Origin of the sequence: Pseudomonas sp. QL9 (genome assembly GCF_041409665.1) — a bacterium.
Classification (GTDB): domain Bacteria; phylum Pseudomonadota; class Gammaproteobacteria; order Pseudomonadales; family Pseudomonadaceae; genus Pseudomonas; species Pseudomonas knackmussii.
Window position 1 is genome coordinate 1,799,565 of record NZ_CP166971.1, and the last position, 13,794, is coordinate 1,813,358.

11 protein-coding genes and 1 riboswitch are annotated in these 13,794 nt (G+C 59.1%); of the genes, 7 read left to right on the forward strand and 4 right to left on the reverse strand.

The window, feature by feature from the left end:
• Nucleotides 1-160 precede the first annotated feature (160 nt).
• Entirely contained in the window at nt 161-955 is a 795-nt protein-coding gene (locus ACA097_RS08445; RefSeq protein ID WP_371369726.1) for a helix-turn-helix domain-containing protein, read from the forward strand.
• Complete coding sequence (locus ACA097_RS08450) at nt 930-2,471, forward strand: GNAT family N-acetyltransferase (RefSeq protein WP_371369728.1); 1,542 nt, start codon at nt 930-932, stop codon at nt 2,469-2,471. The genes ACA097_RS08445 and ACA097_RS08450 overlap by 26 nt, the downstream gene beginning before the upstream one ends.
• A gap of 6 nt (nt 2,472-2,477) precedes the next feature.
• Here the strand turns inward: ACA097_RS08450 and ACA097_RS08455 are convergent, their stop codons facing one another.
• The gene (locus tag ACA097_RS08455; RefSeq protein WP_371369730.1) at nt 2,478-3,017 is read right to left on the reverse strand and encodes an ATP-binding protein; all 540 of its coding nucleotides are present in this window, start codon (nt 3,015-3,017) and stop codon (nt 2,478-2,480) included.
• Between the two features lie 639 nt (nt 3,018-3,656).
• Between ACA097_RS08455 and ACA097_RS08460 the strand changes: the two genes are divergently transcribed.
• Entirely contained in the window at nt 3,657-3,998 is a 342-nt protein-coding gene (locus tag ACA097_RS08460; RefSeq protein WP_371369732.1) for a hypothetical protein, read from the forward strand.
• A gap of 219 nt (nt 3,999-4,217) precedes the next feature.
• Here ACA097_RS08460 and ACA097_RS08465 read toward each other — a convergent pair whose 3' ends face one another.
• Nucleotides 4,218-4,913 (reverse strand): SOS response-associated peptidase, encoded by a 696-nt coding sequence (locus tag ACA097_RS08465; RefSeq protein ID WP_371369734.1) that lies wholly within the window; start codon nt 4,911-4,913, stop codon nt 4,218-4,220.
• 203 nt (nt 4,914-5,116) lie between these two features.
• On the opposite strand from ACA097_RS08465, the gene ACA097_RS08470 reads away from it, so the two are divergent.
• Both ACA097_RS08470 and ispA read left to right on the forward strand, forming a co-directional pair.
• On the forward strand, nt 5,117-5,359 hold the full coding sequence (locus ACA097_RS08470; RefSeq protein WP_160285810.1) for an exodeoxyribonuclease VII small subunit: 243 nt from the start codon (nt 5,117-5,119) through the stop codon (nt 5,357-5,359).
• Nucleotides 5,356-6,243 (forward strand): (2E,6E)-farnesyl diphosphate synthase, encoded by an 888-nt coding sequence (gene ispA, locus ACA097_RS08475; protein WP_371369736.1) that lies wholly within the window; start codon nt 5,356-5,358, stop codon nt 6,241-6,243. The genes ACA097_RS08470 and ispA overlap by 4 nt, the downstream gene beginning before the upstream one ends.
• A gap of 3 nt (nt 6,244-6,246) precedes the next feature.
• On the opposite strand, the gene ACA097_RS08480 is transcribed toward ispA, so the two are convergent.
• Both ACA097_RS08480 and ACA097_RS08485 read right to left on the reverse strand, forming a co-directional pair.
• On the reverse strand, nt 6,247-7,332 hold the full coding sequence (locus ACA097_RS08480) for a polysaccharide deacetylase family protein (protein WP_371369738.1): 1,086 nt from the start codon (nt 7,330-7,332) through the stop codon (nt 6,247-6,249).
• Nucleotides 7,333-7,397: 65 nt separating this feature from the next.
• Nucleotides 7,398-9,134, reverse strand: coding sequence for a VWA domain-containing protein (locus ACA097_RS08485; RefSeq protein ID WP_371369740.1), 1,737 nt, complete (start codon nt 9,132-9,134; stop codon nt 7,398-7,400).
• A gap of 385 nt (nt 9,135-9,519) precedes the next feature.
• Here ACA097_RS08485 and dxs point away from each other — a divergent pair, with 385 nt between their 5' ends.
• Nucleotides 9,520-11,412: a 1-deoxy-D-xylulose-5-phosphate synthase gene (dxs, locus tag ACA097_RS08490; protein WP_371369742.1), complete on the forward strand. Its 1,893-nt coding sequence runs from the start codon at nt 9,520-9,522 to the stop codon at nt 11,410-11,412.
• Nucleotides 11,413-11,448: 36 nt separating this feature from the next.
• Nucleotides 11,449-11,649, forward strand: a riboswitch (cobalamin riboswitch).
• Between the two features lie 93 nt (nt 11,650-11,742).
• Nucleotides 11,743-13,608, forward strand: coding sequence for a TonB-dependent receptor domain-containing protein (locus ACA097_RS08495; RefSeq protein WP_371369744.1), 1,866 nt, complete (start codon nt 11,743-11,745; stop codon nt 13,606-13,608).
• The last annotated feature ends 186 nt before the right edge of the window (nt 13,609-13,794 follow it).

Consider the following 13,794-nt stretch of genomic DNA (forward strand, 5'->3'; position numbering starts at 1 on the left):
AGCTAGGCGCTGGTACGCCCGAGAGGAAGGGTAAAGGATCTGATAAAGCGCGAATCGGCAGAAGCCCGACGCGGGGTCTATCCGCCGGTCATCGAAAGCGAATATTCCTTGAATGGAATATTCGCTATTGATAAGGTGCGCAGCGCACAGGGAGATAGGAATGAATCAAAAAGCTCAAGTGGTCGCTGCTGTCTATGACAAAGATATTGACGCCGGCAGGGTCGTCGGGCGATCCCTCAAAAGCCTCCGGGAAGCCGTTGGTTATACTCAGCTTCAAATGGCAGAACGGCTGGGCATAGGCCAAGCTGCCATTTCAAAAATTGAGGCTAGAGGCGATGTACAGATTTCTTCCTTGAAGAAGTATGTGGAAGCTCTCGGAGCCTCTCTACGCATAGAAGCCGCATTCAATGCAGATAGCGCGGTTTCAACACGACTTCGTGAGGAACTTCAGCTAGACGAGCACTCCTCCCGTCAACTAGTGCTGCCAATTTTTAGCAGCGACGAACTGACCTTAGAAGCATCAAAGGATCTAATACTCAGCATTCATCCACAGTACTCAGAGAAAATCCTAGCTGGGAAAAAGACTGTTGAATTACGCCGGAGATTTCCGCTTTCAACTGCCAGAGGCACGAAAGTCTACATTTACTCTACATCTCCGGTGAGAGCCATTGTAGGATCAGCCGAAATATCTGAAATCATCAAGCTTCCAATAAAAAACATTTGGGCCAGATACTCAAAATGCGCCTTCATTAAAAAGAATGATTTCGAAGAGTATTTCAAAGGCCTATCCGAAGGCTTTGCACTTGAACTTATGAACGCAAAAACCTTTGAAACACCAATCAATCTTGAAGTATTGAGAGAACGATTTAACTTCACCCCACCTCAATCGTTCATTTATGCCAAGCAGGAAATGCGCAGAGCCCTCATGGATGAGCAGACAAATATATCTAATTGACACAAACATAATAATTGGCCTAGAAGACAATAAAACTGTTCAACCAGCTTTTGCAGCATTCATACAACTAGCCACAAAGAATAAAGTTGACGTATACATTCATGAAGCCGCAAAGGATGATATTGCCCGCGATAAGAATTCCGAACGCCGGAAAATATCCGAAAGCAAATTAGCCAAATTCACCTATCTTGCGAAGGTTCGCGGATTTGATGCCAATTCGCTAGGTGAAGAATTTGGCTCAATTCGCAAGCCCAATGATGTAGTTGATGTGACCCTCCTTCACGCACTGCATATAGGAGCGGCAGACTTCCTTGTAACGCAAGATCGAGGTCTTCACGACAGGGCAAGAAAACACTCGTCAGAGCTTGGTCGCCGCGTCCTTCTCATTGCCGATGCAGTCGAACTACTTCAAACCACCTTTGAGCCGAAAGAGAGCCCTGTACGTTTTGTCGAGGAAGTTGCGGCACACACCATTCCCCTAACTGATACGATATTCGATAGTCTGAGAGAGGACTACGCCCCTTTCGATCAATGGTGGAAAGAAAAATGTGTACGCGAACATCGGCCATGCTGGATAGTCGCCGACTACAACAGCAAGGACATCGCAGGACTAATTGTAAGAAAGGACGAAACTTCGGATAACACCGACGCTCTTACTCCTGCGGAAAAAATTCTTAAAATCTGCACATTCAAGGTTCGCCCCGAAAGCAGGGGATTCAAGCTTGGCGAACTACTTCTTAAGAAAGTTTTCTGGTTCGCTCAGAAGAACAAATATGATCTTGTGTATGTTACAACATACAAAACACAGACATCGCTAATTGACCTTCTTGAATACTACGGCTTCCAGCATACTGGGACTAAACCAGATGGCGAGCTAATATACGAAAAAACTTTCTCTACAAAGAGACTTGATCGCCAACCAGGCCAATCACTTTTCACTACAGCCCGAATTAACTACCCACGCTTTGTCACGGACTCCAAAGTAAGAGCCTTCGGGATACCGATTAAAGAGGAGTATCACGATACCCTATATCCCGATCTTAAATTCCGACCTCAAGCGGACCTATTCGAGAGCGCCGGCATGACTGGTGGCCCGCAGCGGCCTGGAAACACAATTCGCAAGGTATATCTTTGCAGAGCAAAATCGAATCTCGGCGAACCAGGATCAATCCTATTCTTTTATAAAGGAAAATCCAAGCACGATCCTTCCCAAGTCATAGCGGCTGTTGGGATATTGGAAGAAATCGCAAGTGCAAGCTCAACAAAGCAACTGATGACACTTGCCGGAGGGAGGTCCGTATATAGCGAAAGCGAAATTGAGAGTTGGGGCGCAACAGAAGAAGACCCCATAAAAGTAATAAACTATTTGCTTGTAGGCTATATAGAGCCGCCTGTTGGCATTAGCGAACTAAAAGAAATGAGTATTTTCGGCGCCCATCCCCCACAATCAATATTCGAGATTAAAACCAATCTCAGAAATCTAGTCATACGGGCAAATCTTGGATTTGAAGTCTAAATCTAACTACTGCCTATTGCTCTCAACTTCAAACAGCCCAGCGACAACTCTTGAGAAAACTTCAAGATCCGGCTGACGAAGGACGTGAAGGGGAACACACAGCTCTTTGCAGACCCGTTCGGCCTGTTCTCTCTCTGCCTTCAAAAACAAATCAATATCAATAGATCTTTTCAATGAGTCGCGCTTCGACATACGAGAAGCAACAATAGACGCATTTGCCTCAATTAGCACAACACCAGAAATGGCGAGCCCCTGAAACACAGAATAATCCAACGCAACAAACTCTGAATTATCGTTTACTAAAACAAAATGCCCATCGAGTAAAAGGAATTTCTCATCAGATAAAATTCTGCGCACAGCAGCATTAAGTGCCGCCTGATTATCATCAATTTCAGCGACCTTTTTATCAGCACTCCAATTTTCCTTAGAACGCTCCTTTCTGATCAGTCCACTCGCACTTTCATGCACAACTAAAGAAGCACTCGCGTACTTTTTACAGAGATAGCTCTTACCTACACCATGGACCCCAGCAACAAATACAGTCATAACTACCCCCCCCAAAAGATAGCAAAGAGTTTTTACACCCTTACTCCTGAGCATCCTCAGGACATTTGTAGTTTAAATGTTGTTTAGGCAACGACTAAACATCGAAGCCACTTCTCCGACTTACTTGTCGGAGAGAGTAGCTAAACCCCAAGAGCGATCACTTCGCGAAATTTTTCTCCATTAGGGAAACAATCTTCGGAACGCTCAAAGTATTGATTGTGAGAGTTTCATAGGAGCTAACGTTACCTGTTGCCTTTTCCCCGACTGCAAGATGGACTCGTTGGTCATCCGCGTCGTCAACTGAGATCACGATACGGCACCCTGAGCGAGTGCAATCGAGTGACGCAGAATCCATCAAGCACCCACCTGGACCAGGTAGTCCATAAGAGTACCCCATAAGTACACACGAGTTCTGATACAATTTAAGAAAGACATCGTTTGCAGTTGTCGCAATTCCCATCACTCGGGTGAAATCAGCCATGCATTCCTCTACATAGTCAGAAAGGTTCAGCACTGATCCTGCCATAATCGCACCAATTAAAAAAGGCCATCATTTTGGCATCGCAACAAACAAATCATTGACTGCATCAGAGATCACTCATGAGATTCATAGAATCTGTGCCGCGATAGGATGCGCCCATGAGTAAATTTCTTGGTTTCCCTGGCTATATCGACCTAGCGGTCCTCTCCGTCCTTGCCTTCCTCTATCTGAGCCCAGATATACCGCTCACGCTTGCCGTCACCGTTGCGGTGATTCGAGTGCTGTTCGCCGTGCTGTTCTTTCGGAAGTACATCTACTTCTCAAGCAGGGGCCTGACCTACAACCTGATTCTTTTTGCGCTTGCTGCGGGCTATCTGTTGATTGGAGGTCACGGTTGGAGAGCCGCCGTGACGACTTATCTGGGAGTTGGGGGACTGACAGAAATACTGTTCATAATTTGCGCAGAACTGCGGAGCCGGATCAGGTCTTCGAGAGGGTGACTACATTGATGGCCTAGAAAGTAGCAGTAGGGTTCAACTAGGCCTCAGCCACTCTAAGAGCACCGAAATATGGGGTTCTGAGGGACAGCGACGGAGACTCCATGCGATTCATAATGCTGATGTCCCAGGTTCAAGGCCCGGTGTAGCGACCATCTTCAGAAAGGGGTTAGCGAAAGCTAACCCCTTTTGCATTGCCTACGAAAAAGCGGCCGCACGAACTCAGCCCGGCAACGGTTCTATCAACTCCGCCGCATCGTTCTCCTGCCTATTCACCAACAAGCTGACCCGATGCCCCACGAGCGCCGGCCCGGCTTTATCCACAAGGGCCGCGACTTCCTTCGGCGACAGTTGCGGCGCCAGCCAGGCTTCCTGCTGCTCGCGCCCGAGTACCACTGGCATGCGGGTGTGGATGGCTTCGAGGGCGGGCGTGGCGGCGCGGGTCAGCATGGCGCAGGACAGCACTTCTTCCCCGCTCGGGCTTTGCCACACCGACCAGAGCCCGGCGAAGGCCAGCAGTTCGTCGTCGGTGGGGTGGATGTAGTACGGCTGGTGTACCAGGCGGCCGGCGGCGTTGCGCACGCTTTCGCGTTCGTTCCACTCGTACCAGCCCACGGCGGGCATCAGGCAGCGGGTGCTGTGCAGGGCCTGGCGCCACATGGGCTTGCTGGCCGCTTCTTCACTGCGGGCGTTGAAGGAGAAGCGCGGCGGCGTTTCTTCCTTCCACCAGAAGGGGATCAGGCCCCAGCGCGCAGGCAGCAGCTCCAGTTGCCCGCCCGCGCTCTCGCGCAGGATGGGCACGAGGGTGGTCGGCGCCACATTGAAGCCCCGGCGAATCCAGCGGCCAGAATTGCGCGAACCGATATGCCAGTAGCGCTCGATTTCCGACTCTTCGGGGGTGACGTAGCGGCCGCACATGGGAGTTGCCTTCGCGCCGGGGGAAATGTCCTCAAGCATAGGCCGGGCGCGGATTGGCAGCGTGTGGACTCAGTCGAGCGCAGGCAGTCTTCAACGCGGCTTCGCCGCCCTTCCGAACCCCGCTAAAATCCCCCGCAAATTTGCCCGCAAGCCCCGTCTCTGCTAGTGTCGCCGGGTTTTGAACCCCCCCGCCGAGAGTCCCCATGGCCCGCAAGAAAGCCGTCGATTTCGAGCAGTCCCTCGCTGAACTGCAAACCCTGGTGGAACGCCTGGAGAGTGGCGAGCTGTCCCTGGAGGATTCGCTCGGTGCCTTCGAGCAAGGCATCCGCCTGACCCGTGATTGCCAGTCGGCGCTGAGCCAGGCCGAGCAGAAGGTGCAGATCCTTCTGGAGCGCGATGGTGAGCTGAGCGAGGCGCCCTTCGATCCGGCGGGCGACGAAGCATGATCAGCGAGTACCAGGCGCGCTGCCAGGCGCGTGTCGATGCTGCGCTCGACGCCCTTTTCGTTGCTCCCCGCCCCGAACTCACCCGCATCTACCAGGCCATGCGCTACAGCGTCGTGAATGGCGGCAAGCGCGTGCGTCCGCTGCTGGCCTATGCCGCTTGCGAAGCGCTGGGTGGCGACATTGCCCATGCCGATGGCGCGGCCTGTGCGGTGGAGCTGATCCACGCCTATTCGCTGGTGCATGACGACCTGCCGGCGATGGACGACGACGACCTGCGCCGTGGCCAGCCGACCACGCACATCGCGTTCGACGAGGCCTGTGCCATTCTTGCCGGCGACGGCCTGCAGGCGCTGGCTTTCGAGGTGCTGGGCGATGCCGTGCGCAACCCGCAGGACGTCGATACGCGGCTGGCCATGGTCACCGCGCTGGCGCGTGCCGCCGGTTCTGCTGGCATGGTCGGCGGCCAGGCCATCGACCTCGAATCCGTGGGCCGCAAGATCGACCAGGCGGCGCTGGAGAACATGCACCGGCACAAGACCGGCGCGCTGATCGAAGCCAGCGTGCGCCTCGGCGCCCTGGCCAGCGGCAATGCCGATACCGCCCGTCTGGATGCCCTCTCGCGCTACGCCAAGGCCATCGGCCTGGCGTTCCAGGTGCAGGACGACATCCTCGACGTGGAGAGCGACACCGCCACCCTCGGCAAGACCCAGGGCAAGGATGAGGCGAACGACAAACCCACCTACCCCGCCCTGCTCGGCCTGGACGCCGCCAAGGCCTACGCCCTGGCCCTGCGCGACCAGGCGCTGGCCGCGCTGGAAGGCTTCGATGCCAACGCCGAGCCGCTGCGCCAGCTGGCCCGCTACATCGTCGAGCGACGCAGCTGAGGATCAGCTAAGGGGCGAGCCTCGCTCGCCTGCCCAGCGCATGATCAAGTCCCTGCAATCTTCCACCTCGCCACCGCCAGCACGCACAAATCCAAGTAGTTCTGGCAGCACCTGGCGTGCCCTGGGGTGGATATCGTGGAATAGCACTATCCCACTGCGCCAAAGCAGCATCAGCGTCATCAGGCGATTGCGAATGGCTTCTGGCTGCATTTTTCCGTTCCAATCCTGCGAGTCGATGTTCCACAACACCAGGCGCCCACCGCGCTCGTTCAGATAGCCCACGAGTTCGAGGGAGCGTTGACCGTACGGTGGGCGAAACCAGGGCTCGACAGATTGGCGCCCCGGCGCGATCTGCCGGATCAGCTGCCCCGTTTGCTCTAGCGAATCTCGCCAGGAACCCAGCTTCTGGTGAGAAGCGTGGCGATAGCCGTGAGAGCCCAGACACTGACTGGCATACAACTGCCGCATTTGCTCTGCAGTGGAACTTGCCAGGCGTTGCTCCAGCTTCTCGCCAAGAACGAAAAAGAATGCGCCCACTTCCTGAGCCCGTAAGACCTCCAGGGTCTTGTCGGTTTGCCCTGGCAGAGAGGGGCCGTCGTCGAAGCTGAGCGCAAAGTGCCGGTCGGGGAGTTCCGCCCCTGTCAGCTCAAGGCCATCCAGGGGGAGGATTTCGCTTGTGATCGCCGGAAACAGCGCCGCCAGACGCACCTGCTCATAGAGGTAGGTAAGGTGAAAACCCTCGGCCACGCGTTGCCAACGCTCATTGGCGGAGGCCTCCAGTGGCAGAAGTGCGGCAGCCTGCAGGTCATCCCAACTGTTCGCTACACCACCCGCGGCTCGATAGTTCGATACCAGCCGCTGGCGTGTCTTTTCCTGCCAACGATGCACCGAGTCAATATCAGGCTTCTTCACTCCAGTGAACAAACTGATAGCACTCGCGTCTCCCAGCGGAGTGCTTTGCATCACCTTGGCAAAGGACAGAATCTCCTGGCGTGAGGCGCGATCGAAGCGCTCCGGAGTATCAATAGCTTCGGGCCACAAGGCGCGATCGTAACTGGCGACCCGTTCGGGCCCCGCTGCTTCGCTCACTATGGCAACGACTGCAAAAAGCAGCCCGATAACCCGGGCTACTAAGGCTCTCACACAGAACCCCATTAGCGCCCCAGCTTTCCGTTCATGCGAACGATCGCGTTGTCATAGACGCTGTTTTCCTTGCTGCTCTTGGCCCATATGTAGTTTTGCAGGGCCTGCTCGAACTTGTTTTGTGCCTCGAACAAGCGCGCGATGTTGTAGTAAGAACTGGCCAATACAGTCGAGCGCGTGGCACCCCGAGCCAGTGCAATGGCCTGGCGATTAGCCCAAATGGCGTCTGCGACTTTGTTCTGGCGCTGAAAAGCAAGACCAAGGTTGCTGTAAGCCTGCGCATAGCTGGGGTCGTTCTTCAGGGCTTCGCGGTAATAGAACACTGCGTCATCATATTTCTTTGCGTGATAGAACCGCTCACCCTGTTGGTTCTGCTCCATAGCCAGTTTGGCGGTGCGCCGGACATCGTGAGCCCTAGCGATTGGCTCGACGAGTTTGTCGCCCTGATAGAGTTCTATTTCCGCAAAACCGTTGGCACCGCTTTTCGCCGACTCCAGCACAACCTTGAAACTCGATACCGATACCGGAGACGGTAATTTGAACGACTGGCGCGACTTGCCAGCAGCAAGATCGTAGAAGCGCTTGCCCTCGCTGTTGATCTGCACGCTGACTCGCTGCGGTGCGCCACCGGAAGGAAGAGTCAGGGTAAAGCGGTCAGCACTCACCGGGCTGGCGAAGTTGAGTTCCACCCATTCGCCGATACCGGCCCCGGAAATGCCTTCTGCCCAATAGCTCTCGGTATTGCCATCAACCACGTTGTGCGGGGCGTATAGGCTGTCGATACCTCGCTCCGGCTCTGCTCGCGATGAGGCCGTCACCCAACTCGGCGCTTGATATTGCGAGACGCCACTACCTTCGAAAGCCGCACCCTTGACGCGAACCTCAACAGCACGCCAGGTGTCGTCGAACTCCGGCCGGCTCGTACGCAGTGTCAACCGGTAATTGCTCGCGCCTCCACCAGCGATCTGCTCGATGATGCGTTTGAACTGGCCTGAATCCTTGTCGTAGAAGCTGCCGAAACGGCTATTTGCCAGCCAGCGGTATTCATCAAGATTAGGGCCAACCACGTTGAGAACCGCGTCGATATTTGCCAGATCGCCCAGCACATCGTTAGCGGTCAGCGCCGTTACGGAGTCAGAAGAGTGGAAAGGCGCGTCGGTTATCAAAACGAACACTTTGCGGCGGGCGACATCGTGGCTGAGAGTCGTCGCTGCATAACGCAGGGCATCTAGGGCGTTTTCCGGCTCGTCACCGCCACCGTCAGCACGTAGCTCCGACACTGACCTCTTGAACTCCTCTGCCGAATGGGTGAAGTCCACCTTCTTATGCAGCTCGTCACCAAAGGAGACCAGCGCGAACCGATAATCGAAACCAGAACCTTGAACAATGTTGGCGAATTCCATGGTGCGCTGAATCAGGCTGTCGATTTCGTCCTGCATGCTACCGGTGTCATCAAATACAAAGACGAAATCTACACCCCGCTTATCATCCGAATCGGGAGCAAGGCTTTCGACTCGAAGCAACTCCGACGCCCGAAGATCTTCAGATACGGAAAAGTCCGCAGTGGTGAGCCCTGAGATCGGGGTTCCGGTTTTGGCATCGCGAACATTCACATCCACGCTAATGAGCGGAAAACGGCTAGCGACGGGCTGAATCAATAGCTCGGCGGTCTTGGCTGCATGTGCGGAGACACTGAAGGCAAGTGAACAAACAGAGAAAGCAGATAAAGCTGCGAATCGCAGAGACATGACGGCTCCTTGTCGGAAGGTATTGGATACGCCCTGCCCAGACAGGCGGGGCCGGCGAATCTACAAAGCCTGTCTCTGAAGGAACAACCTCAGCGACCGTGAATCATCACCGTCCGCCATATATCTAGGAAATCCCCTACGAAACTCTTCTACTCCGCCACCCAGAGCTGAACAAATAACGGAATCCCGTGACTGCCATTGATGCGCAATGTCATGAAGACGGGGCCAAGCTACTTTCCCATGTCGGCGTTTCTTCGAAGCCTGGCTCGCCCATGCCGACGCTGCAGACCATCCGGTCTGCCCATGAACGCGCCGCGCCTTGCTTGGGCCTGCCCGATGCATCGGGTAAACTTCCGCATCTTTGCCTCTTATAACGATCAGCCCGATGCCCACGACGTTCCACGAGATTCCCCGCGAGCGCCCCGCCACGCCCCTGCTGGACCGTGCCAGCACGCCGGTCGAGCTGCGCCGTCTCGGCGAGGCTGAGCTCGTCACCCTCGCTGACGAACTGCGCCAGTACCTGCTGTACACCGTCGGCCAGACCGGCGGGCACTTCGGCGCCGGCCTCGGTGTGGTCGAGCTGACCATCGCCCTGCACTACGTCTTCGACACCCCGGACGACCGCCTGGTGTGGGACGTGGGCCACCAGGCCTACCCGCACAAGATCCTTACCGGCCGCCGCGAGCGCATGGGCACGCTGCGCCAGAAGGACGGCCTGGCCGCCTTCCCGCGCCGCAGCGAGAGCGAGTACGACACCTTCGGCGTCGGGCATTCCAGCACCTCCATCAGCGCCGCACTGGGCATGGCCATCGCCGCGCGCATGCAGGGTTCGGGGCGCAAGTCGGTCGCCGTGATCGGTGACGGCGCGCTGACCGCCGGCATGGCCTTCGAGGCGCTGAACCATGCCTCCGACGTGCAGGCCGATATGCTGGTGATCCTCAACGACAACGACATGTCGATCTCGCACAACGTCGGCGGCCTGTCGAACTACCTGGCGAAGATCCTCTCCAGCCGCACCTACAGCAGCATGCGCGAAGGCAGCAAGAAGGTGCTCTCGCGCCTGCCCGGCGCCTGGGAGATCGCCCGCCGCACCGAGGAATACGCCAAGGGCATGCTGGTCCCCGGCACCCTCTTCGAGGAGCTGGGCTGGAACTACATCGGCCCGATTGATGGCCACGACCTGCCGACCCTGGTCGCCACCCTGCGCAACATGCGCGACCTCAAGGGCCCGCAGTTCCTCCACGTGATCACCAAGAAGGGCAAGGGCTTCGGCCCGGCCGAGCTGGACCCCATCGGCTACCACGCGATCACCAAGCTGGAGCCGGCCGGCGCCGCGCCGAAGAAGGCCGGCGGGCCGAAATACTCGAACGTCTTCGGCCAGTGGCTGTGCGACATGGCGTCGCAGGACCCGCGCCTGGTCGGCATTACTCCGGCGATGAAGGAAGGCTCCGACCTGGTCGCCTTCGCCGAGCGCTTCCCGGACCGCTACTTCGACGTCGCCATCGCCGAGCAGCACGCCGTGACCCTGGCGGCCGGCATGGCCTGCGACGGCGTCAAGCCGGTGGTGGCGATCTACTCCACCTTCCTGCAGCGCGGTTATGACCAGCTGATCCACGACGTCGCAGTGCAGAACCTCGACGTGCTCTTCGCCATCGACCGCGCCGGCCTGGTCGGCGAAGACGGCCCGACGCACGCGGGCAGCTTCGATCTCTCCTACCTGCGCTGCATCCCCGGCATCCTGGTGATGACGCCCAGCGACGAAGACGAGCTGCGCAAGCTGCTGACCACCGGCTACCTGTTCGAAGGCCCGGCGGCGGTGCGCTACCCGCGCGGCAGCGGCCCGAACACCCCGATCGAACCGGCGCTGGAGCCGGTGGAAATCGGCAAGGGCGTGGTGCGTCGCCGCGGCAGCGCCGGCAAGGTCGCCATCCTCGCCTTCGGCGTGCAGCTGGCCGAAGCCCTGCAGGTGGCCGAACGCTTCGATGCGACTGTCGTCGACATGCGCTTCGTCAAACCGCTGGACGAGGCCCTGGTGCGTGAGCTGGCCGACAGCCACGAGTTGCTGGTGACCATCGAGGAGAACGCCATCATGGGTGGCGCCGGCGCCGCCGTCAGCGAGTTCCTCGCCCACGAGAATCGCCAGCAGCCGATCCTCCACCTGGGCCTGCCGGACTACTACGTGGAGCACGCCAAGCCGAGCCAGATGCTCGCCGAGTGCGGCCTCGACGCGGCCGGCATCGAGCGCGCCATCGCCGAGCGCCTGGCTCAGCTGGGCTGACCGCTAGGCGCATTGCCACCCCTGAGCCTTGCAGCGACGGGCGCACCCTTATAAGGTGCGCCCGTTTTCGTTCGAGGTAACGGGAAGCAGGTGAAAGACCTGCGCTGCCCCCGCAACGGTAACCGACCGCAGGCCCCGGCCTGCCGCGCTCCGAACCGCCACTGTGCGTCACGCATGGGAAGGCCGCGAGCGTGCGTGTCGGCAGCCCGGAGACCGCCCTCGACGCGATCCGACTGGTGTTGCGGAGGGCCGCACCGTCAAGCGCGGCCGTTCGCCGCCCTTGCCTGCCCTCCTCGAAAGTCGCCGACGTACTTTTGAGGATTCCAATCCATGAAGCTTTCCCGTCTCGCCCTGGCCGTCGCCGTACTGCCCGGGGCTTCCTTCGCCGCGACCGATGCCGAGCAGGCCTACAAGCTGCCGGACATGGTCATCACCTCGGCGCGCATGGCGCAGCCGCGCGACCAGGCCACCTCGGCCAACACCGTGTTCACCCGCGACGACATCGAGCGCCTGCAGGCCCGCAGCGTGCCTGAGCTGCTGCAGCGCGTGCCGGGCGTACAGGTGAGCACTGCCGCCGGGCTGATCAGCTACTCGGTGCGCGGCACCAACACCGCGCAGACCCTGGTGCTGGTCGACGGCCAGCGCATCGCCTCGGCGAGCAGCGGCATCGCCCGCCTGGACTACCTGAGCATCGACAACATCGAGCGCGTCGAAGTGACCCGCGGCCCGCGCTCCTCGCTGTACGGCGCCGACGCCATCGGCGGGGTGATCCAGATATTCACCCGGCGCGGCGAAACCGGCCTGCACCCGGAAGTGCGCCTGGCGGCGGGCAACCACGGCACCTTCGAGCGCAGCGCCTCGCTGGCCGGTGGCGACGAGCGCACCCGCTTCAACCTCGGCGCCAGCCTCGACGAAACCCAGGGCTGGGACATGACCCGCGACAACCGCGGCGCCGACAGCGACGACGACGGCCGGCGCAACAAGGCCGTGCACCTGAACCTCGACCACCAGTTGAACGACGACTGGAAGGCCGGTTTCAGCCTCAACGACCAGCGCGGCGACAGCGAATACGACGACGCCTACAGCTACGCGCCGGGCCTGCCCCACGACGAATTCCGCGTCAGCAGCTACAGCGGTTACCTCGAGGGCCAGCTCACCGACATGTGGAACAGCCGCGTCGAACTGGGCCGCAGCTACGACCGCAACAAGGCGGTCGGCGCCGCCGAGGACTGGAACAACGGCAGCCTGGAAACCACCCGCCACTCGGCGAGCTGGATCAACCGCCTGCAACTGGACCCGCGCAACCAGCTGGCCCTGGGCGCGGACTGGTACGAAGACCGGGTCGACGGCAGCACCGAGTTCGCCGAGGACAGCCGCGAGAACCACGCCTTCTTCGCCCAGCACAGCTTCAAGGCCGACGCCTTCTCCACCGAGCTGGGCCTGCGCCACGACGACAACCAGCGCTACGGCACGCAGAACAGCTGGAACGGCGCCCTGACCCTGCCGGTGGGCGAGAACCAGAGCTGGATCGCCAGCTACGGCGAGGGCTTCCGCGCGCCGACCTTCAGCGACCTCTACTACCCCGGCGCCGGCAACCCGAACCTCAAGGCCGAAACCTCGAAGACCTACGAGCTGCAATGGCGCGGCGAATTCGACGGCAACCACCTGGACGCCTCGATCTACCGCACCGAGGTCGACGACCTGATCGCCTGGGACAGCACCGCCAACCAGCCGGAGAACATCGCCAAGGCGCGCATCAACGGCTTCGAGGCGAACTGGGCGCGTGAGGTCTACGGCTGGCAAGCCAACCTCGGCGTAGCAGTGATCGACCCGCGCGACCGCGACACCGGCCACACCCTGCCCCGCCGCGCCCGCCGCACCCTGAGCCTGGACCTGGACCGCCAGTTCGGCGCCTTCGGCCTGGGCGGCAGCTGGCGCGCGCTGAGCAACAGCTATGCCGACGCGGCCAACAGCGAAACCCTGGGCGGCTACGGCGTGCTGGATGTGCGCGGCAGCTGGCTGTTCAGCGAAAGCATCCGCTGGGACCTGAAGGTGCAGAACCTGCTGGACCGCGACTACGCCCAGGCCACCTACCAGCGGCCGACCGACCCGGCCGGCTTCCCCACCGAAACCTTCGCCTATCGCGAAGCCGGCCGCACCGCGCTGCTGGCGCTGACCTGGACGCCGGAGCTGTAGGGCTCACTGTCTTCTGGGCTATTCCCCTTCGGGCCAGCGCAAGCGCTGTTCGCGATGAAGCCGCGTCCCGCGTTCGCGAGAGTGACGGGATTAGATCTCGCTTTCTCCTGCGTCATCCCCGCGAACGCGGGGCCCCAGTTGCGTAGGGTGCTCTCGTAGGAGCGCGCCATGCGCGCGAATCGCGGG